This window comes from Hirschia baltica ATCC 49814, from assembly GCF_000023785.1.
GTDB lineage: Bacteria > Pseudomonadota > Alphaproteobacteria > Caulobacterales > Hyphomonadaceae > Hirschia > Hirschia baltica.
This window is the reverse complement of sequence record NC_012982.1, coordinates 1,890,606-1,917,600: the sequence shown is the minus strand read 5'-3', so window position 1 is coordinate 1,917,600 and position 26,995 is coordinate 1,890,606. Positions and strand designations below refer to the sequence as shown.

Annotated in this window: 27 protein-coding genes and 1 tRNA gene; 20 read left to right on the top strand and 8 right to left on the bottom strand. The window is 41.9% G+C overall.

The window, feature by feature from the left end:
• Positions 1-303 precede the first annotated feature (303 nt).
• The 9 genes from HBAL_RS08975 to HBAL_RS08935 all read left to right on the top strand — a co-directional run bounded on the left by HBAL_RS08975 (position 304) and on the right by HBAL_RS08935 (position 9,856).
• Complete coding sequence (locus tag HBAL_RS08975; protein ID WP_015827628.1) at positions 304-1,107, top strand: hypothetical protein; 804 nt, start codon at positions 304-306, stop codon at positions 1,105-1,107.
• A 218-nt stretch (positions 1,108-1,325) separates the two neighbouring features.
• Positions 1,326-2,123: a metallophosphoesterase gene (locus tag HBAL_RS08970; RefSeq protein WP_015827627.1), complete on the top strand. Its 798-nt coding sequence runs from the start codon at positions 1,326-1,328 to the stop codon at positions 2,121-2,123.
• Positions 2,124-2,247: 124 nt separating this feature from the next.
• Positions 2,248-2,700, top strand: a complete 453-nt coding sequence (locus tag HBAL_RS08965) for a hypothetical protein (protein WP_015827626.1) — start codon at positions 2,248-2,250, stop codon at positions 2,698-2,700.
• Positions 2,701-2,872: 172 nt separating this feature from the next.
• The gene (locus HBAL_RS08960; RefSeq protein ID WP_015827625.1) at positions 2,873-4,132 is read left to right on the top strand and encodes an O-antigen ligase family protein; all 1,260 of its coding nucleotides are present in this window, start codon (positions 2,873-2,875) and stop codon (positions 4,130-4,132) included.
• Between the two features lie 21 nt (positions 4,133-4,153).
• Positions 4,154-5,383: a glycosyltransferase family 4 protein gene (locus HBAL_RS08955; protein WP_015827624.1), complete on the top strand. Its 1,230-nt coding sequence runs from the start codon at positions 4,154-4,156 to the stop codon at positions 5,381-5,383.
• A 90-nt stretch (positions 5,384-5,473) separates the two neighbouring features.
• Positions 5,474-6,739, top strand: coding sequence for a hypothetical protein (locus tag HBAL_RS08950; RefSeq protein WP_149037390.1), 1,266 nt, complete (start codon positions 5,474-5,476; stop codon positions 6,737-6,739).
• Positions 6,740-6,768: 29 nt separating this feature from the next.
• Positions 6,769-7,878 carry a glycosyltransferase family 4 protein gene (locus HBAL_RS08945; RefSeq protein ID WP_015827622.1) on the top strand — a complete coding sequence of 370 codons (1,110 nt, stop codon included), beginning with the start codon at positions 6,769-6,771 and terminating at the stop codon, positions 7,876-7,878.
• Between the two features lie 8 nt (positions 7,879-7,886).
• On the top strand, positions 7,887-9,080 hold the full coding sequence (locus HBAL_RS08940) for a glycosyltransferase family 4 protein (protein WP_015827621.1): 1,194 nt from the start codon (positions 7,887-7,889) through the stop codon (positions 9,078-9,080).
• Positions 9,077-9,856 (top strand): WecB/TagA/CpsF family glycosyltransferase, encoded by a 780-nt coding sequence (locus HBAL_RS08935; protein WP_015827620.1) that lies wholly within the window; start codon positions 9,077-9,079, stop codon positions 9,854-9,856. Before HBAL_RS08940 ends, HBAL_RS08935 begins: the two co-directional genes overlap by 4 nt.
• Positions 9,857-10,701: 845 nt before the next feature.
• On the opposite strand, the gene HBAL_RS17040 is transcribed toward HBAL_RS08935, so the two are convergent.
• The gene (locus HBAL_RS17040) at positions 10,702-10,902 is read right to left on the bottom strand and encodes a transposase (RefSeq protein ID WP_083773119.1); all 201 of its coding nucleotides are present in this window, start codon (positions 10,900-10,902) and stop codon (positions 10,702-10,704) included.
• 1,144 nt (positions 10,903-12,046) lie between these two features.
• Between HBAL_RS17040 and HBAL_RS08925 the strand changes: the two genes are divergently transcribed.
• From HBAL_RS08925 to HBAL_RS08915, 3 genes are read left to right on the top strand one after another with little or no spacing between them, the layout of a single operon-like run.
• Positions 12,047-13,171, top strand: coding sequence for an OprO/OprP family phosphate-selective porin (locus HBAL_RS08925; RefSeq protein WP_015827619.1), 1,125 nt, complete (start codon positions 12,047-12,049; stop codon positions 13,169-13,171).
• A 17-nt stretch (positions 13,172-13,188) separates the two neighbouring features.
• Positions 13,189-13,824, top strand: coding sequence for a hypothetical protein (locus HBAL_RS08920; RefSeq protein WP_015827618.1), 636 nt, complete (start codon positions 13,189-13,191; stop codon positions 13,822-13,824).
• Positions 13,825-13,837: 13 nt separating this feature from the next.
• Complete coding sequence (locus tag HBAL_RS08915; RefSeq protein WP_159098034.1) at positions 13,838-15,511, top strand: methyl-accepting chemotaxis protein; 1,674 nt, start codon at positions 13,838-13,840, stop codon at positions 15,509-15,511.
• 54 nt (positions 15,512-15,565) lie between these two features.
• Here the strand turns inward: HBAL_RS08915 and HBAL_RS08910 are convergent, their stop codons facing one another.
• The 7 genes from HBAL_RS08910 to HBAL_RS08880 all read right to left on the bottom strand — a co-directional run bounded on the left by HBAL_RS08910 (position 15,566) and on the right by HBAL_RS08880 (position 21,725).
• Positions 15,566-16,621 carry a glycerophosphodiester phosphodiesterase family protein gene (locus HBAL_RS08910; protein WP_015827616.1) on the bottom strand — a complete coding sequence of 352 codons (1,056 nt, stop codon included), beginning with the start codon at positions 16,619-16,621 and terminating at the stop codon, positions 15,566-15,568.
• A gap of 122 nt (positions 16,622-16,743) precedes the next feature.
• Positions 16,744-17,628, bottom strand: a complete 885-nt coding sequence (locus HBAL_RS08905) for a LysR family transcriptional regulator (RefSeq protein ID WP_015827615.1) — start codon at positions 17,626-17,628, stop codon at positions 16,744-16,746.
• 88 nt (positions 17,629-17,716) lie between these two features.
• On the bottom strand, positions 17,717-18,043 hold the full coding sequence (locus HBAL_RS08900) for a hypothetical protein (RefSeq protein ID WP_015827614.1): 327 nt from the start codon (positions 18,041-18,043) through the stop codon (positions 17,717-17,719).
• A 12-nt stretch (positions 18,044-18,055) separates the two neighbouring features.
• Positions 18,056-18,700 (bottom strand): hypothetical protein, encoded by a 645-nt coding sequence (locus tag HBAL_RS08895; RefSeq protein ID WP_015827613.1) that lies wholly within the window; start codon positions 18,698-18,700, stop codon positions 18,056-18,058.
• A gap of 12 nt (positions 18,701-18,712) precedes the next feature.
• Positions 18,713-20,962, bottom strand: a complete 2,250-nt coding sequence (locus HBAL_RS08890) for a xanthine dehydrogenase family protein molybdopterin-binding subunit (protein ID WP_015827612.1) — start codon at positions 20,960-20,962, stop codon at positions 18,713-18,715.
• Between the two features lies 1 nt (position 20,963).
• Positions 20,964-21,425 (bottom strand): (2Fe-2S)-binding protein, encoded by a 462-nt coding sequence (locus HBAL_RS08885; RefSeq protein ID WP_015827611.1) that lies wholly within the window; start codon positions 21,423-21,425, stop codon positions 20,964-20,966.
• 225 nt (positions 21,426-21,650) lie between these two features.
• Positions 21,651-21,725: transfer RNA gene (locus tag HBAL_RS08880), tRNA-Thr, on the bottom strand.
• Between the two features lie 98 nt (positions 21,726-21,823).
• On the opposite strand from HBAL_RS08880, the gene HBAL_RS16830 reads away from it, so the two are divergent.
• From HBAL_RS16830 to HBAL_RS08845, 8 genes are all read left to right on the top strand, one after another.
• Complete coding sequence (locus tag HBAL_RS16830) at positions 21,824-21,991, top strand: hypothetical protein (protein WP_015827610.1); 168 nt, start codon at positions 21,824-21,826, stop codon at positions 21,989-21,991.
• A gap of 51 nt (positions 21,992-22,042) precedes the next feature.
• Complete coding sequence (gene murA / locus HBAL_RS08875) at positions 22,043-23,308, top strand: UDP-N-acetylglucosamine 1-carboxyvinyltransferase (protein ID WP_015827609.1); 1,266 nt, start codon at positions 22,043-22,045, stop codon at positions 23,306-23,308.
• Positions 23,309-23,381: 73 nt separating this feature from the next.
• Entirely contained in the window at positions 23,382-23,843 is a 462-nt protein-coding gene (locus HBAL_RS08870; RefSeq protein WP_015827608.1) for a DUF2948 family protein, read from the top strand.
• A complete protein-coding gene (gene hisD, locus HBAL_RS08865) occupies positions 23,843-25,132 on the top strand; it encodes a histidinol dehydrogenase (protein ID WP_015827607.1) in 1,290 nt (429 codons plus the stop codon). Before HBAL_RS08870 ends, hisD begins: the two co-directional genes overlap by 1 nt.
• 14 nt (positions 25,133-25,146) lie before the next feature.
• Positions 25,147-25,629: a UPF0262 family protein gene (locus tag HBAL_RS08860; protein ID WP_015827606.1), complete on the top strand. Its 483-nt coding sequence runs from the start codon at positions 25,147-25,149 to the stop codon at positions 25,627-25,629.
• A complete protein-coding gene (locus HBAL_RS08855; protein ID WP_015827605.1) occupies positions 25,629-26,063 on the top strand; it encodes a protein-tyrosine-phosphatase in 435 nt (144 codons plus the stop codon). Before HBAL_RS08860 ends, HBAL_RS08855 begins: the two co-directional genes overlap by 1 nt.
• Positions 26,064-26,138: 75 nt before the next feature.
• Positions 26,139-26,357, top strand: coding sequence for a translation initiation factor IF-1 (gene infA, locus HBAL_RS08850; RefSeq protein ID WP_015827604.1), 219 nt, complete (start codon positions 26,139-26,141; stop codon positions 26,355-26,357).
• Between the two features lie 6 nt (positions 26,358-26,363).
• Entirely contained in the window at positions 26,364-26,990 is a 627-nt protein-coding gene (locus tag HBAL_RS08845; RefSeq protein WP_015827603.1) for a Maf family nucleotide pyrophosphatase, read from the top strand.
• Positions 26,991-26,995: the final 5 nt, after the last annotated feature.

Sequence of the window (26,995 nt, the reverse complement as noted above, 5' to 3'; positions counted from 1 at the left end):
TTCTTACCTTTTTTTTCGGCAGATTGTCTATGACACGCGTTAAGTTAATGCCTGTAAAGGTTACTCTAGCATAAAGGCTATTGGAGTAAATTTATACATCGGAGATATAAGTGCATTCGTTTTCGTTAAAATGGATTTATTTTAAGTTAAAACAAAACAGTTAAAGTATATGTGCAGCTTTTGTTGGGGTGAATGTATAGTTAATACTGTAGATGATAATTTAGTTTATCCATCTGCAAAATATAAACGTCAATATGGTCTAGTTCAATCAAACAAAATATAAAAACGAACGGAGACCACCCAATGACCAAGATCAGAGCGTTTGCGCGCTTTGCAGCATTAGCTGCATCAGCCGCCTTTCTTACAGGTTGCATGAGCTTTCAGCCTATAGAGCCTGTTAAAAACCCACCTCTTTCATATAGATTTGACACAACAGTGCCTGTTGAATTTGTGCACCCGACTAAAGTAGGCTTTCGTTGTGCCGAAAGAGGTGCGAAATTCCTAATGATGCCGGGAATAAATTCTCAAGCTTGCGCAAGTCCTGATTTAGTCACTATGCCAAATCCATGTATGACGGTGACAGGCGGATGGTATGCAGCGGTTCTGTGTCATGAGCTAGCTCATGCAAATGGTTGGTCGCCTTCTCACAAAGGTGGGAATTGGGTACCTGATAAGATTAAATTTGGCACTGCACGTCCAGATGCAGCTCAGATTGAGAAGATAAAAGCTGAAGAAATGGAAGCTAAAGCGGCGCTAATGACGCCTGTAGAGATGGAAGAAGCTGCTGAAGTTCTGAAGCAACCATTGGAATCTGTTGACTTAGATCTTCAATCTCCGGCACCTGTTATGTCTGAAGCGATGGAGATCGTTCCAGAAACTGAGTCGGAGCCAGGGTTAGATGTCTTGGATATTGCCTCAGATGCGCCTGAAACAGAAATTGCAGAAACCAATGTTGAAGAATTACTTCGCCCTGTAACAAGCGACTCTGATTTAGAAGAAGCGATGGAGCCTGAGGTGGCCAAAGCTGATAGCGTTGAAGCATGGAAATCAGCTGAATTACTTCCTAATCGCTATATGTCCTTTGTGGCGTTTAATTACGCGATCTAAATTTTCAAACAAATGATCGGAATACGGGTGCCCTTGCCTTTTGGGGTGGGGCGCTTGTCTTTCCTATAAAATTTAAAGAACAAAAAAACTTCGTTCTACCTTCTACTCCTGCCCGAATTTTCGGTTGGGAGTAGCTTTTTAGGGCTATCATGCGCGCCTTAATTAAAGTAAATTTTCAACTGAACTGAATAAAATACTTCGGTCAAAGTTGGGTGCATATGTTTTGGTCTAAATCCAAGAAGCTTCACAATAAAACAGCAGAAAAATCGTCTAGATATCCTTCCGGTCCAGATGGGAAGCGATGTTATGTCATTGGTGATGTGCATGGACGACTGGATCTCATCAAAGACTTGTTTGCTAGAATAGAGCAAGATAATGCATCTAAAGCAGAAGCGGAAACGATCATTGTTATGCTGGGTGATTTGATTGATCGAGGTCCCGATTCTAAAGGCGTCTTAGATTTTTTGATGAAATCACCTCCCAAATTTGCGAAATTGATAAACCTGTCCGGAAATCATGAAGATGCACTTTTGCAAGGGCTTGATGGTAATATGGATATTCTTCGTATGTGGATTGAAAGGGGGGGGATGCAATGTCTGCAAAGTTATGGTGTTCCTCCGCATTTTATTGCGGGACAGCCTGAAGAATATATTCACAAAGTTATCCAACAGGCTATTCCACAAAGTCATGTGGAATATATGAGAGCATTCTTTAATTCGGCTCGGTTTGGAGACTATATTTTTGTGCATGCGGGCATGCGCCCAGGTGTCACCTTAGAAGACCAAAAAACATCAGATTTAAAATGGATAAGAAAAGCTTTTATTGAAAGCGATGCTGACTTTGGAGGGGTGGTTGTGCACGGCCATACCGTTGTCAAAGACGTTGAGGTAAAAGAGAATCGTATAAATTTAGATACAGGGGCACATCGTTCGGGGCTTCTTTCAGCCTTGGTTATAGAAGGCGAAATGCGTGAAATTCTGTCAGTTTCTGGTGAAAAAGGCGAGTTAGCTATTTAAATACTGTTCAATTATGGGGCATTTGGCGGAATTTATGTGTATTGAGGTTGTGTTTTTCATGTACAATTCACAGGGGTTATGTTAACGAGGAGTTGTTAATTTATTCTAGTGGGGGATATTTCTCATGCTTAAGGTTATTCGTTCAAGTATTGTAGCAATTTCCGCTACGACTATTCTGGCCGGTGCTGCTTATGCGCAGCAAGTTGGTCAAGTTTCTGCACTTTCAGGTGATGTTGTTGTTGTGCGCGGCGCTGAAACTTTTACACTGAGTGCTGGTGATGCAATCATGCAAGGTGACCGTGTTTTGACACGTGCTGATGGTACGGTTTCCATTCAGGTTGAAAACTGTGACCGTTCTTTAGATTCTGCACAGTCTATCGTTGTTGACTCAGCATTTTGTACTAAGGAAGTTGTTTCTTTAGCTTCAGATGGCACACCAGTTGTTCAAACTGCTGATGCAGGTGCTGTAAGCGGCGGTGGTATTGGTGCTGCACCGATTATCGGTGGTGTATTGCTTGCCGGTGGTGCTGCTGCTGCAGCTGGCGGCGGCGGCGGGGATGCTCCAGTTAGCCCGTAAGAGTCTGTTTCAAAAGTTTAAAAAGATTTCAGTACCGAAGTCGGATAATGCTTTTAGGTAAAATAATCGTAGAACTTTGGTTCCAGGCTCGTTTTTTTTGGGGGGTAATGTTTGTTTAACATTATCTCGCGAAAGAAACTTGGGTTTGTGATTGATTAGTAAGTATAATTTAATGTCGAAGTTTCTCAGAAGTTCTGATAGGCGAACTGGGACACTGCCTCAGGTTGAGTTTTATTGCTACTTTACGACTGCGATTATTTTTGCTGCGTCTTTTTTGCAAGGTGTAAATGATGGAGATACTGCAACCTTAATAAGACAAATCAGAATGGTTGTGGTTATTGCTGTTAGCTGTTTCTTATACGTCGCTATATTAAGCTCTAAAAAAACTCAAAACCGAGTGGATAATACAATTGTCGTTACTGTTTTATTCCTATATTTTTGCGTTTCAATTGTTAGTTTGATTGGACACGAGCAATGGCGTTTTGGAATTTGGAAGTTAATTGAGTTTTCGATGTATGTCGGATGGTCTTTTTATATTTTGAAGACCGCTGGTATATCCTCCCTGAAAATTACCAATTTTGGAATGCAATTGATTTTTGCTTTTGTATTAATTAGCATATTGGTTTCCTTGGTTTTTTATCCTAATTTAGCGTGGAATAAAATTCCCTCTCAAATACCCTATCAATTAAGAGGAGGAATACTACCAATAAATTCGAATGACTTGGCAATGATCTTTCTTGTCGGAATTTTATATTTTCAAATTGCTTGTAGAGAAGTGAAGTACAATAGTTGGATCGTTTTTATATTTTTAATACTTTTAGTGGCGACCCAAAATAGAACATGTTTGGCTTTTGCATCGATATTTATGTTTTTTAATATTAAGCATGGTTGGGTTATTGCCCTTCTGGGGACGGCTTTAATCGTCACAACGCCTGAAGTGATAACTAATATAATGGAGGCTGCCACAAGGGGGGACATTCAAAATATTCTCACTGGTAACGGAAGGCTTATTATATGGAGTGGTGCTTTCGTCGAGATGAAAGATAATTTGTTGTTAGGTAGTGGCTTCTACGTTGGGCATAGGTTTTCTAGCTTCCAAGCAGGGCACCTTTTTATTGATCAATCAAATACGTTAGACAATACTTTCTTGGATATTTTCTTTGATACAGGATTTCTAGGGTTATGCTTGTTTGTGACATTTATTTGTGTGATTTTTATTCGGGTATTTGGAAAAGTAAAACCAGACTATGCCAATACTTACTTTAAATTTTTGCGGTGGTTGTTACCTTTTTTTGTACTTGATGCCTTTATGGGGCCCACAGTTCAAACTTACGGGTTAACATTGACCATATATTCTTTGTTGTTTTTGCCGATTTTTAGTACAGAAACTATTGGTAGCTCAAGAATTAGACCGCCTCGAATGGCGACCTGATTAAATATAGGGGGGGGACGAATGGACGAGAAAGCTATAGTATTGCATTCTGGTATGCAACACGCTTTGCACGTAGCATTGGGCTACAAACTTTCTAATCAATTGGAATATTTTGCAACTGGGCCGCTATATACTTATAATGATCATCTTGCAAAAATATTGGGCTTTTCTTCAGTTTTAAGTCGTATGTATTCTAACAGATCAACAGGAGCTCTTGCGTCTACTGAGATCCGCAGTGTGTCAAGGTTTGAATTGCTTGAGCGAATTGTGAAAGTGCTTTCTAATGACCCTTCTTTACAAAGAAATATAGTTCACTGGCGCGATCGAGCAATAGCCCGCCATTTTGCTAAGAATGTTCCAGATACTTGCACGAAAATATATAGTTTTCCAAACGTTGCTTTAGAGTTTTTTGAAAATGCAGGGAAGATGGGGGTGCGTAAAATTTTGGATTTACCTATAGCTCATTATGAAATGGCCAATACCTTAGCAAAGGAAGAGGCCGAGCGGTTCCCAGGTTTCGCGAGCACATTCACTTACAAAGCTCCACCCGCCAAATTTTGTGAACGATTTGCTAAGGAAATTTCTCTGGCAGATAGATTGGTTTGTGGAAGTGAATTCGTTAAATCGAGTTTTATAGATCGAGGTGTTTGTAGCAAGAAAATGACAGTAGTTAAGTATGGCTCGTCATTTGAACCGCTATCAAATGAAGAAATAGATGTACGTAGAAAAAAGTTGGAACAATCCAACTTATTGAATATTTTATATGTGGGACAATTTTCACAAAGGAAGGGTTTGTCATATCTCTGCGAAACCGTAAAAAAGGTAAAAGAAAATATACCCGCACGATTTAGTATGATTGGAAGTTTTTACGGGGACAGAAAATGGTATGAGGAATACTCAGATGTAATAGATCAGTTAATTGTGCGTGGGTCACGGCACCGTGTTAGGGAAGAGATGTTAAAGGCAGATGTGCTATTTTTTCCGACTTTATTTGAGGGGTCGGCGCTTGTTGTACACGAAGCGGTATCGATGGGGTTACCGGTAATTACTACTGTAAATGCAGGTGCAACATTCGTCGGTGAAAATAGTTTAGGAGAAATTCTTCAGATTAGAGATGTAGAATCGTACTCCAGATCTTTAGTAGGGTTGTTCGAAGATCACCAAAAACGGGCATTTTATACAAATAACTGTCTTCAATATATTACGCACGCAGGATGGGATGATTTTTACAATGTGGTCCCGAGTTTGTAGTATGCCATGTTGCTAAGGTACTTGTTTTTTAACGGTATAGCTAAGCTAATATCTTCAGTTCGAACTCCAATCTTCTTGATCCTATTTGGATTGAGTAATGAGCTCGGTGTTGTTCTTTTTCTGTTAACATTGATTGGGCAAGCATTGGTTTTGGGCTCGGTTTTTGATTTAGTCGCTTGTCGAGTTGCTTTTTCAGAAAAAACTTCGAAATCTTTAGACGCGCTTTATAGTTGGATGCTTATCGGTGGATTCTCAGTTTTTCTTTGCCTTTTACCTTTTGCAGATTGGTCTAGCGTACAAGATGTATGGAAATACATAACAGCTGGAGGCGGGTACTTATTAGCCATGAATTTATTTGGTTATGAAATTACCCGAGCACGTTCTTCAGGACTAAATGTTCAAATTGCTTTGGCGCAACTAGCAAACTCTGTAATTTTTATTGGCTTGCTATTCTTGTTAAATCAGACTCTTAGTGAACTGAGTATTTTAGTTGCAATGGCAATTGGAACATCTACCTGCTTCATTATTTTGAGAGTTTATCGTTTAAGATTCAATTCTTCCAACGAAATAGATTTAAAGGATACAGAAGTTAAAATTAGACCGACTCAACGTATTAAGTACATTGATCTAGTCAAACCCTCGGCAGTATATTTGTTGGCTTCCATTTTTTTCACTATTGATAAAATGATAGGCAACCAAAAATTAGATTCAGGTGCATTTTCAGTCTATTTGATTGCATTCAGTATTTTAATGATGTTAAGGGGAGCCTTTAATTTTGAACAATTCTTTGCATCGGAACTTAGCAAGAATGGAGAAATCCACTCGATTTCGAGAAAAATTATGATTTTAACTTGTCTGCTAAGTGCTGCAATCGTGATAAATACTGATTTAGTTGCATTTTTCATTTCTATGTTAGGAAAATTGAGTGTGGATCACAAAGTAATATTTTCCAATTGCTTTCCGCTATTAATGCTATCTTTTCCGATTTTATCGGTTTTTTCTATTTTTAATAGATCCGTTGGTGTTAAGATCAACTTTTACCAAATCATTTGTGCCTTCGTTGGGGGGCTAATGGTAGTGATGCTTATATCCTTAGAGGTAGAAAAAAGCCCCTCCACCTTAGCTTTCCTGTTTTTGTTGTCTATTGTTGTTTTTAGTAATGTATTGTTTCTAAATCAATTTTTCAGTGTTTGGTCTGTTGCGTCATTATGCTCTATGTTACTGTTGTTGGGAGCCTATATGTATAATTTTTTCAACACACCAATCATTATAGATTGCATTCTAAGCCTACCGTTTTTGTTCGGAGTGCTTTTTATTTTAAAGCCTAAGTTATTGATTAATAGAGGTAGTTGTTGAAGTAAGGTGACTTAAAGCAGGGGGGGCTTGTGAAGACCGTAACAATAGTACAACGTCGCTTGACGCATTATCGTGTTCCTTTTTTCGAGGATTTAAAATGTAATCTAGAAGAAAATGGTATAAATCTTAAGTTAATTTATGGTTCGGGAGCAAGCAAAGAACTATTGAAGAACGACGGATCTTTGATCTCTTGGGCAGATCAGGTCCCAATTAGGTACCTATTTGGAGAACGTTTCAACTGGCTGTCGTTCTCTAAATCGGTAAGACAAACTGATTTACTTATAATTACGCAAGAAAATTCTCAACTTGCAAATATAAAGGCTTTGATAAATAGACCATCCAAAAAAATAGCTTTTTGGGGGCATGGTGCCAATTTTCAAGGAAATGACAATTCTGTACGTGAACATTTGAAAAGATGTACTAATCATTTAGTGGATTGGTATTTTGCTTACACTGATGCTAGTGTTCAGCAAGTGCAAAAAACTGGGTTTAGGTTAGATAAAATTACATGCGTAAATAACTCAATTTGCACTAAATCTATTGATGCTATTTCTGCCATTCGTGACCCTGTGATTTTGGAAACTGACAGGATTAAGTTGGGGCTAGGCGCAGGACCCGTTGGAGTTTTTATCGGCTCTCTTTATAGAGAGAAGCGGCTTGAATTTTTATTTACTGCGGCTGATCTAGTAAAAAACGTAATTAGCGATTTTCAGCTTGTTATAGTTGGGAGCGGGCCAGATGTGGAGATTGTTCAACAATACGCAGAAAACCGTTCTTGGGTAAAATTTGTAGGAGCTCTGCATGGTGAGGAAAAAGCACGAATACTTCGCCTTGCAAGTATTAAACTCAATCCAGGTTTAGTTGGGCTGGGGATACTGGATGCGTTTGCAGCTGGTGTTCCTTTTATTACGACCGATTGCGGAATTCATAGCCCTGAAATAGCGTATTTGAATTCAGAAAATGGTATAATGACACAAGATTCAATTATCGATTTTGTGGAGGGATGTATACGAATTCTTTCAAATCCAAAATTGGCGGAACGTTTATCGAGGGGCTGTATTACTTCAGCTTCAAAATATAGTTTACAAAACATGGTTACTAATTTCAGTTCAGGCGTCATAAAATGCCTCGATCAGTGAGTTAATGGATGAGAATTTTACTTATACATAATTTTTATGGGTCTGAAGCTCCTTCTGGAGAAAACCGTGCTTTTCTTTTAGAAAAAGCAATGCTTGAGAAAAACGGGCATGAAGTTCAAACATATACTACTCATAGTGATAACTTGAGAAAATTAGGCGTTCTCGGTAATATCACAGGTGCTATTATGACACCGTGGAATCCAATGACCTACGATCGCGTTCGTCGGATCGTAAAAAAATTTAAACCTGACATTGTGCATGCTCACAATACTTTTCCTATTATCTCGCCATCAATTTTCTATGCCGCAGGAGATGTGGCGCGGGTTTTAACGTTGCATAACTATCGTCTTTTTTGTTCTGCTGCAATTCCCATGAGAAACGGAGTAGTCTGTACAAACTGTATAGATAAAAAAAGCGTTTTTTCTTCGGTGCAACATGGCTGTTATAGGGGGAGCGGCTTTGCGACCTTGCCTATTGCGGCAAAGATATCGCTGCATAGATCAATAGGGACCTGGAATAGAGCTATAGATTCATTTGTTGCTTTAAGTGAATTTCAGAAAAATTTAATATCGAAAGGTGGTATCGACCCTAATTTTATACAGGTAAAACCAAATTTTTTTCCTGGTACTCCCGATAGAATTCCATATAGCAAACGGAAAAATTCAGTAGTTTTTGCGGGTAGAATAAGTGAAGAAAAAGGAATCGATATTCTGATCGAAGCCTGGAAAGAATGGGGACCTGATGCACCATATTTGGAGGTTTTAGGGGACGGGCCGTTGAAGAGTAAGTTAGAGAAAAATACAAAAGGAATAAATAATATTTCTTTTTTAGGAAAAATGGATAGCAGTGAGGCTGAAAAAATAATTGGCAATTCCCGGCTGTTGATACTTCCTTCAATATGGTTTGAGGGGTTCCCAATGGTAGTGAGAGAAGCTCTGGCATTAGGTACCCCAATAGCAGTTTCAAATATAGGGCCTTTACCGACAATAGCGGAATTAGCTAACGGTGTTGTATTCGAGCCGGGTAATAGTAAAAGCTTGGTCGAAATGGTCCAAAGTGCATTAAGCGATAAAAAGCAAATGATTGAAAGAGCAGCAGCTTCTATTCGCGCTTTTGAACAAAATTTTAGTGAAACGACCAATCACAATATTTTAATGAATATTTATAAATCCGCTATTGAAAAAAGACGGAGTCGAAAATGAGCCGCGCTTGCACCCACGAAATACTAAATTATCAAATTGAAAATAGTACTAAGAAAGAGTTTTTTAACAATTTACTAAATGTTGTCCAATCGGAAAACAAAAAGAATAAATGGCTTGCATGTATTAACCCTCATTCATATGTGGTTGCTAAAAATGATGAAAATTTTGAGACAGCTCTTAAGTCTGCAGACTGGTTAATACCTGATGGAATAGGAATTATCTTGGCGAGTCGCCTTTTGGGAGCTCCCTTACCTGAACGTATTACTGGGTTCGATGTGTTTGAGAATGTGATGTGCGACTTGAACGGGCGTGGTGGTTCAGTTTTTTTTCTTGGAAGCACAGCAGAAACACTTGAAATTATTAAAAATAACATCCAGTTGGACTTTCCTTCTGTTAATCTTGTTGGCCTGTATTCGCCACCTTTTAAAGAAAAGTTCTCGGAAAGAGACGTTAACCAAATGGTCGACAAAATAAACAACGCCAACGCCGATGTTCTCTGGGTAGGAATGAGTGCACCTAAACAAGAAAAATGGATCTATGCTGTATCTGGTAGAATTAATGTTAATTTTACTGGTGCTATCGGAGCAGTCTTTGACTTCTACGCAGGAAAAGTTGAAAGATCTAGCCCTTTTTTCCAAAAGATAGGCCTAGAATGGTTACCAAGGTTGGTGAAAGAACCTAGAAGGTTATGGAAAAGAACTCTAATTTCTGCTCCTCTGTTTAGTTGGGATGTATTAATTGCTGTTCTATTTTCATTGATACAACGTAAAAGGTAGAGTATATCATACGTTCAAGCTGAGTTGCGACATTTCTCTTACATCATTGAGATTTTATGAGTTCATTCTCTGAATGCCTGAATGCCTGAATGCCTGAATGCCTGAATGCCTGAATGCCTGAATGCCTGAATGCCTGAATGCTTGTGACTTACGGTCATCATTTTAGAGAAGGATGGCGTAATGCGTTTTATGTTTTTCAATTGCCACAATATTGGCTTGCCTAACGCAATACACTGCCAATTTATCTGCGTGTCCTGACATGATTTCTAAATGACAGTGCTCTTCATTTCGGATACAATGGTGAAAGCAATTGTGTGAAGATCGTATTGAGTTTTTAAGCGATGCAATCTCCCGATAGAGACGTATCAGCTATGAGTGGTTGGCACTCACGACTATAATATCATCAATGGCGGCAAGAATATGGAAGCGGAGTCCATGGGTAAATGCAACAGACAAAATGGAGCCTCCAAAGTTCAATCACATGTTTAGGTAAGATGAATGGCCTTTTTTTGTCCATAAGGTTCTTTTAGGGCCACCAAGCTTTCGGATTTGAAGTCTTTCTTCCATATACAGCCGTCAGATCATTTTCTGGTTCACATACCAACCTTGGCGCTGAAACGTGACGTGCGCACGTCTGTATCCAAAACGACAAAGTTCAGAGGCAATTTCCTTCATTATTAATTCGCAAAGCATTATCATCAATGCGAATCGATTTATTTTATACATTAGAACCATTGATATTGAGAACATTACACGCCACCTCTCATGGTTTGTTTTCTAACCACTGCGTTATTTTTTATGTATCTGACAAAGATGCGCAATAGCCTATTGTTCTGGTGCCGGAGTCAACACTTTTTTGAATTCACATCTCGCAGCATTCCGTTGTCGAGCACGGTTTCAGTAAAGAACTTTTTCAGCCTTGAGTTCTCATCATCAAGAGATTTTAGCTTGCTTGCATCCGAGACTTCCATGCCTCCAAATTTGGTTTTCCATTTATAGAAGGAAGCTATGCCTACACAATGTTTGCAGCATACCCCTTTAGTCAGAACCCCGCTTTCTTATTCTGTAAGTATCCCTATTATTTCGTATCGGCGCTTAAGCAGCCTTTGGCCACGGTCGCCTCAACCCAATGAAACGTGATTGGTGCATTTTTTTGTCTCCATATGTTGAGGCAAATTCTACTTATTTCTGGCGGACCTTTTTAAAGGCTCAGGTAACCCCGGCGATAGACTATGTTGAGAGAAAGATAAAATGTCCTTTTTCGTGCAACACTGAAATGTCACTGAAGCATTAATGTATTCCTTCTTTTGGGTGTATAAATTGTCCGTTGCTTACCGACCTTCATTTACTTTGCAGAGGTCTCATATTGAGGTTGTTTGATCTGCTTTAAGACCTCACCCAAACGCTTGATTTCTGACCTGTAGAACATTGGCACTATTCACAACAGGGCGAATAATTTTAGCTTTTGAAGGATAATTAAGGGCGAAGGCTGATGTCTCCACCCGATTTCTGTCGTTCCGGGTTGTGATCAAAGTACGAAGGTTGCTGCAGAAGGGGCAGGCTTCATCTATCAATTATATGGTTGAGCTGGAGCACAAATTTAAAGCTCATACAAAAGAAACTAAGTGGTTTTGAGCCACATTTTCTGCGGAGAAAACTGTCAAGCGTCGAGTGGGTAATATTAGCGCCATTTCAAGGGGAGATTGTGTGTGTGTACCGTTGACAGTTTCTGGTTATGTTCTGGTCTATTTTTATCAATAAAGTGTCAACGTTTTTGATTAAGTCTTTGTTTTTGTTTAATTAACTGGTCGTTTACACCGAGAGGGTCAGCGGTTCGCGACCGTTACCGCTCACCAGTTGAGAATGAAGGCTTTCTGTTCATAATTCTTATTTGATATTGTGATTTTCGAGCTGTGTTTCTTGCAGATAGGCAGATCAATCCGCTCCAATTTTGCCAATGCTCTTTGTATTTTATGGTTTACTGTATGTGTTTTGGTTAATAATTTGACCGGTTTTGTAAGCCTTTAGTTCTTTGTAAATACAGAAAATTCGAAACGTTGAACAAAACCAAAGGTTAATTTTTGGCCTGTGTGCAGTTTGAGATTCAATTGCAGACAGCAAATGTTAACTCGCTTTTAAGCATACGCGTAGATTTTAGCATTCAGATGAAATTGTAGTGTTAGGATTAAAATGCGCGTTCAGATGTATGACGTTATAAAATTAGGACTTTTTACTGGCTTGTGCGCAGGTACTGCAGTGTCAGAAGAAGTTAAGGTTTCTCTCGGTGCACATGCTTTTCTGGATTATGAAAACGTTGAAGTTGCTGGTGACAACGAGGTTGACGGCGTAGATTTAAGACTATTCCGCGTCGATGTTAAAGGTAGCTATGGCAACTACAATTTTAGCAGCAATGTGGATTTTGCTGGCGATGACATCAAGGTAAAGGATCTCTTTGTCGAGATTAAAGGTGATACAACAGTTCGGGTTGGGAATTTTAAAGTTCCGAACGGATTAGAGCAAAGCTCATCTTTATACTCAACGACCTTTATGGAAGGTAGTTCAATTGCGAAGATAAACGGGATTAGCCGTTCATTGGGAGTTGCTGCTTACAAGAAACACGGTTCACTAACATTCAGTGGTGGTGTTTTTGGACCAGATGCAAATGTTACATCTGATCAAGATTTGTTGTCAGTATCAGGGCGTGCAACTTATTCAGCTGAGCCGGCTGGAGAAGATAGTGTCCTGCATTTAGGTGTTTCATCTCGTTATAGAAAAACGGGAGCGGACGATGCTCCATTTAGTTTTTCTCAAAAACCGTATGCGGCGAGTGCAGCTAAAACGATTAAAACACCGTCCATTTCAGAGAGTGATGTATTTACTGGAGTGGAAGGTGCTTTCGTAAAAGGCGGACTTTCATTTCAAACTGAATATGGTCTGACAAGCGTCAATTGTCACGATGCTTCATGTGACGATGATCCCACCATGAGTGCGTATTATCTTGATGCTAGTTATATGTGGGGCGGACACCGTAATTACAAAAATGGTTTATTTAAACGAGATTTTGTTGAGAACCCAGTTGGTAAAGGTGGACGAGGTGCGTTTGCTGTATCAGCACGTTATGATGTCGCCGACCTTAGTGATGGTTTCACACAAGGTGGGAAGCAAGACACTTATGTCGCGGGAGCAACTTGGTACCGCGATAATTTTTTCAGGGTTATGCTAAATTATTCTCACTCAGAATTCAAAGACAGCCCAGTTTATGGCGATGACAGTGCAGATTCTATTCTGTTGCGCGCACAAATAGAAATATTTTGATTGAAAAGAATCTAATAATGAAAAATTTGAATGGTCTTCGATGGTTAGGCGCTTCTGTCATTGCATTAACTCTAATGCCGATGGGAGCAATAGGGGCTGCAAATGCACAAGAGAATGGTCAAATCGCAACAAGTTTAATAGATGATGAGGTCGTTGGAGATATTCGTGAGTTCTTACAGAATGATGTTGTCCAAATCTCAGTAAATGCTGCGAACCGGCGTAGGGAAGGAATTTCTGAAGCAGAAATTCTTGAGTTGGATAAGAAGTGGCGAGAAGAGAAAGTTAGTTCTGGAGAGCAGCCCCTAATTGCAACTGCGCTTGGTAGCCCGGTCTCATCATATTTGCTCAGAGTTCAGGCTGCCTCTGGTGGGCTATATAATGAGATTTTCGTTATGGATGCTAACGGGCTGAATGTTGGTCAAAGTTCGATAACATCTGATTATTGGCAGGGGGATGAAGCTAAGGTTCAGAAAACATTTGATGTTGGCATTGGCGAACTATTCATAGATGAACCAGAATTCAATTCCCAGCGTGGAATTTGGTCGGCGCAAGTGAACCTTACATTGGATCATGATGGAAATGCGATCGGCGCAGCAACTGTCGAAATCAACTTAACAGAATTAAAGCGTAGAAAAGAATTGGGACTTATTTGAGATGATTAGTAAAATGAGTGTTACCCAAAAAACGTCAGCTGCCTTTATGGTGTTGGCGTCAATATGCGCTGTTGCTGGTGGAGCAAACATTGTCAATGTTAATGCAGCAAAAGAAGAAAATAACAGCATTCGTGATCTAAGAGTTTCACTAGATACGCTGTTTGGGTTTGAGCGAGAATTAAACAATCATGCTTTCGTAGGTGATAGTTTTCTTTTAACTTCTGATGCAGATGCGCAAAAAAGTTTTGAGGCTGCTAGAGACGAACTCAATATGGGGTTTAATCTCTCAATTGAACAGCTTCAACAGCACTCTCCTGAACTTGTCGATTCCCTAAATGAAGCTCATACAAGCTGGAAAAAATTTGCTTATGATTGGATGGGAAATCAAATCAATTTGATGAACCGTCCCGAGACAATTGATTTGGCGAGAGCGAGAGAGGGTGAAGGTGAAGGACGCCGGATACTTGAAGATACGCATGTGGCCATGGGAGCTGTTTTGGCAGGCTTGTCTGAAAAAGCCGAAGCGTCTGCAAGTCGAAGCGATGCAAACCTTCAGTCAATTTATCTGGTTGTGATAATTGCAACTCTGGCCACATTGTTGGCGTCTGTTGGTATGGGTTTCATGTTTCACCGTATGCTTTCACGGCCATTGTCTCGTATCAGTGATACAACTAAAATGTTGGCCAGTGGGGATTTGAATGTAAACATTCCCTACAATTCTCGTGGCGACGAGATTGGAGATTTGTCTAAAGCTTTGAGTGTGTTCCAGATCAATCTGGTGAAAACCCAAGAAATGGAAAAAGAACAGCAAGCCGCTGCTGCCAGAGCTGAGGAAGAAAGACGGAAAATACTGCAGGAAGTCGTGACTGCGTTTGAGCAGCAAGTAATGGGTTCCATCGGAGATATTTCCCAAGCCATTACCAATTTGCAAGCTATGACAGAAGAAGTGACAGCTGGTGCTCAAAAGACTGATAGCAGTGCGTATGAAGTAAGCGGTGCCACGGAGATTTCTTCTCAGAATATTACTACCGTTGCTGGTGCTGCTGAAGAAATGTCTGCAACGATTCAAGAGATTGCTTTTCAAGTCACAAAAGCAGCTTCGACTGCTCAAGAAGGCTCACTTGCAAATAGTCGAGTGACAGGTGAATTAGAAAGCCTGACTGAGATTGTTGGAAACATTGAATCTGTAGTTAGTTTGATCTCCGACATTGCTGAGCAAACTAATTTGCTGGCGCTAAATGCAACTATAGAAGCTGCACGTGCGGGTGATATGGGTAAGGGGTTTGCTGTTGTTGCAAGTGAAGTTAAAAACTTGGCATCGCAAACTGCTAATGCGACAGAAGACGTTTCACGCCAGATCGCACAAGTTAGGGAAGCAACACATAATGTGGTTGGTTCAATAAATGTGGTAAGTAAAGTTGTTGCGGATCTGGATGAGATTTCGACATCTATATCTACAGCAATGGAAGAACAAACAGCAACGACACGGGAAATCGCTCACAGTGTTGAGCAAGCTGCTGTCGCAGCAAGTAGTGTGTCTTCAAGCATTACCTCAGTTTCAGAAATTGCGCGTATGACGAAAGGGGCCTCAACGCAGATTGCAGAGGAAGCCGTTCGTATGAGTGGACAGGCGAAAAATGTTCAAGAACGTGCCGCTGACTTTGTTAAAAAATTGCAAGCTGGATAATTCGGCTCAAGCACTATAAGTTATTGACTTTATAGACTTTAAATACAAACTAACTTAAGGCTTTGAAGATGTTGAAAAACTCTTCAAAGCCTTAAAAACGATGTCTGTATGATCGGTGAAAAAACCATCAATGCCAGCACTTACTAAGTCTTGTGTTAGGTCGACAAGATTCCCAAAGCTGGTGGCATTACTTGCATCGCCTTCCGGTCCGATCCGATATTTATGAGGCAGCATAGCGTTTTCTGCGCGAAGTGTCCAAACATGGACTTTAAGATTTGCAGCATGTGCATTTTGAATGAGTTTTGACTCAGTTGGCTGAGTGGTGTCTGTCGTCGCCGGAAATACCAAGCTTAAATCTGGTCCAATACCATCACAGAAATTGGATATAAATTTCAAATGGTTAGGCTCAAATGTCTCTTCCCATTTGGAAATATTTAGAGTTTCTAAAACTGAATGATCTGGCGGGGTGGTCGCAAGCAGTAAAATCAAAGGAAGAGGTGTTTTGTCACGGATCTTTTGTAAGGTATGCGGCCAAAAACATTGAATAAAAACCGGCAGGTCTGGAGTTTGCGAATTTAGGTCATTCTTTTCTAATATAGCTAGAAAGCTATCTTCCATTGGTAGGCCAATATCATTGAAATATGTGGGGTGTTTTAGCTCAATATAGAGGCCAATTTTACGCTTATTTAGATTGCTCTGTTGGCGTGCAAATACAATAATTTCTTCAAGCGTTAATATATCTAACTTGTTGTCAAATAACGTGTTTTTCGGTCTCAAATCGGGTAGACGTTCTTTGGCTTTCAATGTTTTTAATTCTGCTAAAGTGAAGTCTTCCGTAAACCAGCCTGTGTGAATTTCCCCTTCAATGGTTTTGATTGTTTTGCGGGAAGCAAATTCTGGATGATCGGTGACATTCGTTGTTGTGCTTATCTCGTTTTCGTGGCGTGCGATTAAAACACCATCTTTTGTCATAACTAGATCGGGTTCGATAAAGTCTGCCCCCATTTCAATAGCCAATTTATAAGATTCTAGGGTGTGCTCGGGGCGATATCCGCTAGCGCCTCTATGGGCTATGATGATTGGAAGGGGCTTTGCTTCAGATGATGCCATATCGCTTCGGTGCCTAGAAATTGTGTATTTATTGTCGATGCCGTACAGTGTTGGTGGTGTTTGCGTGTCTGATTGATGAGGGCTTTTTGTGTGCTGGCTGTCAATCTTTTGTGGACCTGATCTCAGCTAGATAAAATTGAGTGTTTTTCTGTCACGAGTTTTACCAGAAACTCGCTTACTGCCTGAATACGCGCAAGCGAATGTGCATCCTGATGTGTCGTGAGCCAGAATGATCGCGTAATGTTGATTTCATTTGGAAGGATACGGACAAGGTCTGGATGCTTCTCTGCCATGAAACGAGGGAGGATGGAAATTCCGGCACCGGAGCGCGTCATTTGTAATTGGGCGACAATGCTGGGACTGCAAAGACTGGGTTTTAAGTCTGGAAAAATTTCTTGATAATAATTCAACTCGTCTGAGTATAATAACTCATCCATATATCCGATAAGTGTGTGACCGCTGAGATCAGATTTAGATTTTATGTTGGAAAATTCATCCAGATATTTTTGTGTTGAGTACAGGGCCAGTTGATAATCGGTGAGCTTTCTGACTTTAAGTCGTCCTTTTTGGGGGCGTGTTAAAACGATAGCTAAATCAGCTTCCCTTTTGGATATGTTTGCATATCCAGGGATAGCGATAAGATCGAGCGCAATATTTGGATGTAGTTGTGTGAAGTTGGCGATTTCGGGTGCAATGAAATAAGTGCCTAAGCCCTCAGTGGTTGCTAATCGCACATGACCAGCAATTTGTTGCTCTGTCTGAGCGTAGGTCGCTATGCTTAAAATGGATTGTTCCATTGCTTCGGCTTGAGCCGCTATTTCCAGAGCTTCGGGGGTGAGAATATGACCTCGTCTTGTGCGTTCAAATAAAGTCAGACCAATTTCAGTTTCAAGCTTTTTAAGACGTCGACTAATGGTAGTGGCGTCTTGTCCGAGTTTTTGACTTGCCTCGGTTAGAATGGGGTATCTGCTAACAAGAAGTAAGAGCTTTAAATCATCCCAATTCATCAAAACTTCCTCACCTGCAAAAATGCAGGTTAAGTTGGTGTGTTTTGGGATTTATTGTCAATGGTCTTATGCGATGAGACTGGTGTCCCTATTTTACCGAAGAAAGCTTCTGATAGTCACCAGTCAAACGGCTGATCAACCGCGCAGAGAAATAACCCAAAGTGATTGGCATGGGTAAGATGAGCCAAATGCCGCTTAGGTTTAGAAATGAAAAGGAGGCTATCCATAATCCAAGCGTTGCCAATACAAAGATCCAATAAATGCGTTCGCTTCCTTTGGGCATTCTGGTTGCCAAATACCCACCCAATGCTCCCAGTGCAGCAAAAATAAATATTCCTAACATTGTTTCTTGAAGGATAACGCTGAAAAGCAAACCTATTATTGAGGCAGCGATGATGGGCAAATGCTTTGTCACTGGAATATCCTTTTATTCTTGTGCTTGCTTGGGAGTTTCAAGATAGGTGGAAATATCATTTGCGTTTTCAATTGGGCAGGGTGCGCCAGCACTTTCCCAGGTTTTAATAAATCTAGCTACTTCACGGCTTGAATAAGGTGCGGGTTGACGCCCAGGACCTGGGTTCCACCCCCAATGCACAAGTTCATCATGTTCTATATGCTTTGAAATTTCAGCTAAAGTGCGATTACCGTTTCTTTCTGGATCTTGAATTTGTTGGCAAATATAGCTTGAGCTCTTGCCAAACCATTCCATTTCAACTGGCGGCAATAACCAAACGTCACTCCCTGGTGGTGAATGTGGTTTGGTATCATTCCGGTGCTGATGGCATGTGGCACAGGGCGTGGTTGTTGCACCAGTGCGGTCTTTCCCTGCATTGATATACATTGCATGATACATGTTACCTCCTTTTGGGAGGTTGTATGCTTTTTCGTACGATGGCCCTGACCATTTTGGTCTGTTGTTTTCTCCAACATGACAATTGGCACAGCGTGGATGAGAGAAGACTTCGTATATTTGTGCCCAAACCTTCAAGCCGTCATTTTGCGTTTTTTCTTGTGCTAATGCGGCTAAGCTGGAAAACGCGACAATCATCATAATCGCAATAGATTTAATCATCGGGTTTGCCCTCTATATGAAGTCGATATGTTTGTTGAAGGGCATTTCGCGAATACGTTTTCCAGTCGCTGCAAAAATAGCGTTTGCTAAGGCAGGTGGTGCGACGGGCACTGTTGGCTCACCAATACCTTTGACAACTGGGCCATTTTCCAAACCCCTTACGATTATCTCAGGACATTGATGCATGCGCATGCCGGCATGCATGTGATAATTTGTTTGTTCGGCCATGCCGTCCCAATAGGTGATTTCAGCATTCATGGCGTGCCCAAGCCCCCAGACCACACCGCCCTTCACATGATTATCGAAATTTATTGGGTCTATGATTTTCCCAACATCAGCTGCAACAAAGACTTTGTCGATTTTTATACCGTCTGTAGTGTTAGTCACTTCAACAATTTGCGCCACGGGTACGCCAAAGGATTCGACGAAAGCGACGCCCCGTCCTTGATTTGGTGCCATTGGGCTTCCCCAATTTGACATGTCGGCGACCGCTTCGAGCACTTTGCGAGATACATCATGTTTTGTCATAATTATACGAGCTTCAAGCGGGTCTAAACCAGCTTCGTGGATGAGCTCATCTATGAAGCAATCAGCAAAGAAACCACCTGTTGCAGCGCCAACAGATCGCCACGAGCTTGTGGGTGCTAAGATGCCATCTGGCACTGCATATCCACGCATTCGATAGTTTGGAATATCATAAGTTAGGTTCCACATACCTGAAGCGATTTGGGAATCTGGGCCAGGAATAGGCATTCCCATTCTTTTGCTTTGAGATCTCACGGCTGAAACGGACGCACATGATAGATCGAGGGTTTCGATTTTACCGTTGGAAATTACACCCTTACCACGCGCCATTGCTATTTGGCGGGTGTAATCATGCAGCATATCTTCTTCGCGGGAATAGGTTAGTTTTACAGGTGTGCCGCGCATTTTATTTGCGATTTCGGCGGCTTGTAGAATGTTATCAAACTCTAAACGATGGCCAAAACTTCCTCCGCAATACTGATTGTGGATGTATACATTTTCTGGCTTGTGGCCGGTAATGCTTGCGACCATTTTTTCAACAGCGGCGGGTATTTGGTGGGATACCCAAATATCGGCGCGATCATCACTGACCTCTATGAGCGCGCCAAGAGGCTCTAGTGGTGCATGTGCTGCGTAGGGCGCTTTGTATTCTGCTTGGAAGACTGTTTCTGAATTAGCTATAGAAGCCTGCGTATTTCCGTCGTCTCGCCAAACTTTATCTAAGCGTTCGGGTGTAAAACTGGCTTCTAATTCTTTCCAATGTTCAGCTTGATTGGATGGATAAGGGGCTGGCCCCCATTCGCATCTTACGGCGTCGGCAGCTTGGAAAGCGCTCCACGTATTATCTGCAATGATCGCCACCCCGCCTTTGATCTCAAAGATGTCGATAACGCCGCGCATAATCTTTGCTTTTTGTGCGTCAAAGCTATGTAAAAGACCGCCTTTACGTGGATTGGTTTTAACCGTGGCGTGAACCATTGCATCTTTTTTTAGGTCTATTCCGTAATTTTGTTGGCCGGTGGATTTTGCAACAATATCCAGACGCTTCATCGGTTTTCCAATGAGCCGCCATTGCGATGCAGGACGTAATTGAACATTCGTGACTGGTTTTATGGAAGCAGCGGAGGTGGCTAGTTCAATATATTTAAGTTGAGTGCCATCAGGGAGAATGACGTTTCCGCTTTGGGTTTTGAGTTGCGATACGGGAATGCCGGTGGTTTTCGAAGCTGCTTTTTTAAGTGTTTCGCGAGCAATTGCGCCGGCTAATCTTAGTTTGTGGAAACTGTCAGATGTGGACGAGGAGCCGCCTGTTATTTGTTGTCCCATAAGTTTGAAAACTGAATTGCCAAAATCACCGAGTTTGTCTCTCACGAAGCTAGTGTCTGTGGCGAGAGCTGGGAAGAGCTCTGGACCCATTGCTGTATTATAATAGGCGGGACTTGTTGCGCCAAAGCTAGTTTCGAATTGGCCAAACTCTAAATCCATCTCTTCGGCCATCAATGCTGCTTGCATGGACACTGCGCCTTGACCGATATCAGGGTGGGGTGTGATGAGCGTGATTTTATCAGGAGATATTTTGATCCAAGGATTGAAGCTGGCTTCATCTGGTTCAATGTCATCCAATAGGGGATTATCGTGGGGTTTTTTGACCGCGTAATATCCAAATGCAATTCCGCCAGATATAGCCATCGACCCAGCCAAGAATGTACGACGCACTATTTTGGATGCTTTGCTCATATCAAGCACCATTTAGTTTGGCTGCGGCGGTTTTAATGGCCTCACGAATTCTTGGATATGTTCCGCAGCGACATAGGTTTGCGGACATCCCCTGATCGATTTGGTCATCCGTAGGGTTTGGAATGGATTCAAGTAGGCTCACGGCAGACATGATTTGGCCTGACTGGCAGTATCCACATTGCGCGACTTGATGATCAATCCAAGCCTGTTGCACGATATGCAAAGCATTAGGTGATCTTAAGCCTTCAATCGTTGTGATGTGGCTTCCATCGATTTGTCCGACAGGAATACTGCACGAGCGAACAGCCATCCCATCAATATGCACGGTGCAGGCACCACATTGAGCGATACCGCATCCGTATTTGGGGCCAGTAATATCTAATTCATCCCTCAATACCCAAAGCAATGGCATGTCGGGTTCGACTTCAAATTCGAAAGGTTCGCCATTTACTGTGAGCTTCATTGCGCGTCCCTCAATATGTTTCAATTTTAATAGTTGGTCTTATTGAAGGCGTTGTGTCAACCAAATCAGAACAATCATTCTAATTTTGAGCAAGTGAAATTGTCGTTGGAGTGGTGCTCCGATACTATCTCAATAGATTGGATCATCTGTGATTAAATCTATCTTGAAATAGAAAGGGTGCCCTTATCAATAGGAGCATCAAGATCAATAAATTAGGAGGTTTAATGGTGCCGTCGGGGAGAATTGAACTCCCGACCTCAGCCTTACCAAGGATGCGCTCTACCACTGAGCTACGACGGCAAATATCGCGAATGCAGCCAAAATAGCCGCAGCGAGGGATCCGCATAGCCGATCTAGTCATTGAAGAAAAGACCTAAGATGGCTATGAGGGTTCAATCATGACCGATAAAATTGAAAAACCGACAAAAAAATACCCTAAAGAAACGCGAGAAGAGCGGTTGTCAGCAGCATTGCGCGCTAACCTTCGACGTCGAAAAGCGGTAAAGAAGAAAAAAAAGAGTGTTCAAACTGATTCTCCGCCTACCTCGGAAAATCACGAAGAATAAAATTCCCAAACTGCGCCTTGTTTGCGCCTTTAATCTAGGCTTTCGTCCCCTATGGACAAATTAGTAATTACCGGAAATGGCCCCTTAAATGGTGAGATAGTCATCTCAGGAGCCAAAAATTCAGCGCTTAAACTAATGGCAGCATGTCTTTTGACTGATGAACCATTGGTTTTGTCTCGGATGCCAAATTTGGCGGATACGCGTTTTTTATCTGAATTATTGGCGTCATTAGGTGTCGAAGTGTATTGGCCCAAGGGCGAGAATACCTGTCATCTCAACGCTGCCACATTAAAAACTACGATCGCGCCTTATGAGCAGGTGCGTAAAATGCGTGCGAGTTTTAATGTTTTGGGGCCGCTTCTGGCGCGTGAGGGACATGCAACTGTGTCCTTGCCTGGTGGGTGTGCGATTGGTGCAAGACCGGTTGATTTACACTTAAAAGCTTTTGAGGCTATGGGCGCGGATCTCGTTATTGAACAAGGATATGTCAAGGCAGCGGCGATCCGCGGGCTTAAAGGCGCAGATATTGAACTTCCTTTCCCTTCAGTTGGTGCAACAGAGCATACTATGTTGGCGGCAACTTTGGCAAAAGGCACAACACGGATAAAAAACGCAGCGTGTGAACCGGAGATTCAAGATCTTGCTGCTTGTTTGAATGCAATGGGCGCAAATGTGTCTGGTGCAGGAACAAGCACGATTACAATTGAAGGCGTGGAAAAGCTTCATGGGCACAAGCACCTTGTTATGGCTGACCGTATCGAAGCGGGTACTTATGCCATGGCTGTGGCGGCTACAGGTGGTGATGTCTTATTGAAAGATGCTCCCGTAGAGGGGCTTGCGGCTATGATTGAGCACCTTGAGAAAGCGGGCGTTTCAGCAAAACCTGAAGCTGAAGGCTTGAGAATCAAACGCGGTGAAGGGCGGTTAAAGCCTGTAAATGTTGTGACGGCACCTCACCCCGGATTTCCGACAGATTTGCAAGCTCAGTTTATGGCTTTGATGAGCACTGCTGATGGGGTTTCTACCATTACAGAGAACATTTTTGAAAATCGTTTTATGCATGTACCGGAATTGTCGCGTTTAGGAGCAAAGATTCAGGTGAAGGGTAATGAAGCGGTTGTGACAGGTGTGGAGAAGCTAAAAGCTGCCCCTGTTATGGCAACTGATTTGCGTGCGTCTGTGTCATTGGTCATTGCTGGGCTGGTGGCAGATGGAGAAACGACTGTTAGTCGGGTTTACCATCTGGATAGAGGGTTTGAGCGACTTGAAGAAAAATTGGAAGCTTGTGGCGGTAAGGTTGTTCGGGCTGTAGAATAGATCACTTATCAAGACGGTCATAAACGTATTAAGAATCGTAGCCATTAGCTGAGCATATGAACGGGAAAGCACGATGAAAAAACCATCACCTCTTAGGTTATATGCCGAGGATGCTGAAGGTGTTGAAATCATTTCTTCCATCTCACAGGATGGGGTTGCAAAGGTGAGCGACCTGTCTTTTGAAAAGAAACTTCATCGCTTTTCTATTGAAATGAACCGCTTTAATTGGGAGTTGCCCAATTCAAAAAAGCCGTATTTTCGAACACGTTCATTGTTGGCTGTATATGGTGTTTTGAATGTGAGAGCGCGTAATCTACCTCAACAATCGTCTGATGCAGTCATTTCTTTGTTGGCAATTGTTTTTAAAGGTGAAGAAGAGCAACCAAATGGTGTCGTTAATTTGCAGTTTGCAAATAATGTTGAAATAGAGTTGGAAGTTGAATGTGTCGACTTATCTTTAATAGACTCTGATACCTCATGGCCGACATTGAAGAAGCCTAAACACAAGATTGCCGCTAAGAAAGCTAAGACATAATGGCTCGCCGATTTAATATACTAGAAAACGCTACAGATTTTGACGGTTTTAAAGCCTTCATGAAAGAACCACGCGGCGGCGGTTCTTTGGATGTATCTGTCGCGGCGAATATCGTTGAAGATGTAAAAAACAGAGGTGCAGTAGCCGTTGTTGAATACACAACTAAATTTGATAAATTGGATCTGAATGTTTCAACGCTAGCAAGTTCTCAAGTTGATTTGGAAGCACTTGCCTCAAAATGTCCTGAAAATGTGAAAGCAGCCATAAAGTTTGCTGCCAAACGTATCGAATACTATCATGCTCAACAGATGCCTTCAGATCACCGCTTTGTTGATGATGACGGCGTTGATATGGCGTGGCGTTGGGGGCCGATTGATGCAGTTGGCTTATACGTGCCTGGCGGGCGGGCAAGTTATCCCAGTTCAGTCTTGATGAATGCGATCCCAGCAAAAGTTGCTGGTGTGAAGCGCATGGTGATGGTTGCGCCTGCACCAGAGGGAAACTTAAATCCAGCCGTTGCGTATGCTGCGCTGACCGTTGGAATAACCGAATTTTATCCTATCGGCGGTGCTCAAGCAGTTGCGGCCCTAGCCTATGGCGCAGGTCCGCTTTTGCCGGTTGATAAGATTGTGGGTCCCGGAAATGCATTTGTTGCAGCAGCAAAAAGAATTGTGTTTGGAGACGTCGGTATTGATACAATCGCTGGTCCGTCAGAGATCACTGTCGTTGCTGATGGTAAAAACGATCCGGCTTGGATTGCAGCCGACCTTCTCTCTCAATGTGAGCATGATCCGGCTGCACAATCTATTTTGATTACATCGGATCAAGGTTTTGCCGAAAAGGTCGAAATTGCTGTAAAAGAGCAGTTGGAATCCCTTTCCACCCAAGCAACAGCAACAACAGCTTGGGAAAATCATGGTGCTATCGTAATCGCTCCAATGGATAGAGCGGCTCAGCTTGTTGATATTATTGCGCCGGAACATGTTGAGTTTGCAGTTGATGATCCTGAAGAGCTTGTTGATTCGGTACGTCATGCGGGTGCAATGTTTGTAGGCCGGTATGGTCCCGAGGCATTGGGAGATTATGTGACTGGCTCGAATCACGTATTGCCAACTTCTGGTGCTGCGCGGTTTTCTTCAGGGCTTTCATCCCTTGATTTCATGAAAAGAACATCGATTCAGCGGATAAGTGTTGAAGCTTTTGCTGCTTTGTCGGAAGCTGCTGAAACTTTAGCTATTGCTGAAGGCTTGCCGGCACACGCAAATTCTGTGTCTATTCGCAAGAATTGATAGCGAGCGAGATAATGGATGAAAAAAATAAAATAGCGTCTATTCACTTAGACGATGAAACTTTATCAGCTGCTGGCCCAGACGCAGAGCATGAGCGGCGGGTCGCTATTTTCGATTTGATTGAAAATAACTACTTCAAGGTTGAGGGTGTTGATCCTTCAGGTCCTTATGATGTCACTCTTTCCTTGATGGATCAAAAACTGGTGTTTGCCATTCGCAACCCTAGTGCAGAAGAAATGAAGTTTATTATGTCTTTGATGCCGTTTAAGCGGATTATCAAAGATTATTTTCAGATTTGCCAAAGTTATCATGATGCAATTCGTTCTTCATCACCATTGAGAATAGAGGCAATTGATATGGGACGACGCAGCCTTCATAATGAGGGGTCTGAGTTGTTATCCCAAAGACTTGAAGGCAAAGTTGTACTCGATTTTGATACATCTCGTCGTTTATTTACATTAATTTGCGCTTTGCACCAAAAGGGTGGTCCCGTGTAATGGCTAGTGATGCGGACATTCAGTCCGTTTTGTTTGTTTGTACTTACAATGCTGTGCGTTCGATTATGGCTGAAGCACTATTAAAAGGTATTTGTGGGCGTCAGAAATATGTTCAATCTGCGGGAGTTCATATGGGCGGTGAGCCTGATGTGTTTGTTATTGCTGCGATGAAAGAGGTTGGAATTGATGTTTCACATCATTCCCCTAGAGCATTATCAGACATGAATGAGGGTAGTTTTGATCTGATTATTGCGCTTTCAGAGGAAGCACATCTTTTTGCAATTGAAGAAACTCGCACAGAATCAGTGGACATTGAGTTCTGGCCGACATACGACGCTACTTCAACAACGGGTTCGCGAGACCGTAAAATGGAAGCGTATCGTGAAGTTAGGGATCAATTGCTAGCGAAGATTAAAGATAGATTCGCTAAATAGATGAATTTCTGATTATAAGACCCTAAATATAGAATGCGAATTAAACTGTAATTCGCGTAGCCGATCGAGGAGTATATGGCGAAAGAAGAATTATTGGAATTTTCCGGAACGATTGTGGAATTGCTACCGAATGCAACTTTCCGTGTGAAATTGGAAAACGACCACGAAATCATTGCCCACACTGCGGGTAAGATGCGTAAGAACCGTATTCGTGTCCTAACAGGCGACAAAGTGCTTGTGGAGATGACACCATATGACCTGACTAAAGGTCGTATAACTTACCGTTTTAAATAACATTCTGTGACGGACAATACGCCTGATATTCAGACGTCTAACCTGCCGCAAAGGCTTGTGCTCGCGAGTGCAAGTCCGCGGCGTCGTGACTTATTGAATCAGATTTGTATTCATCCAGATATTATTCAACCTGCTGATTTGGATGAAACTCCGTTGGAAGGTGAATTACCGCGTCCATTAGCAAAACGACTTGCACATGAAAAATGCAGGGAAGTTTTGGGAATGCTAAAGGAGCCAGCTTTTGTATTGGCCGCTGATACTGTCGTATCTGTGGGACGCAGAATACTACCCAAAACCGAAAATTTGGAAGAAGCTAAGGCTTGTCTTAAATTGCTTTCAGGGCGTACTCACCGTGTGTTTACCGGTTTGAGTATCGCATCACCTGATGGAAAACAGTCAACCAAAGTGATTGAAACGAGGGTTAGCTTTAAACGGTTATCGCAAACAGAGCAAAGCCGATATATAGAGAGCCTAGAATGGCAGGGTAAAGCTGGCGGCTATGCTATTCAGGGCCTTGCTGCTGCGTTTGTAATCAACGTATCAGGTTCATACTCATCAATTGTTGGGTTGCCGCTATATGAAACCAATTCTATGCTAGAGGGTATGGGATATATAACTAAACACGCAAAATAGGTGTG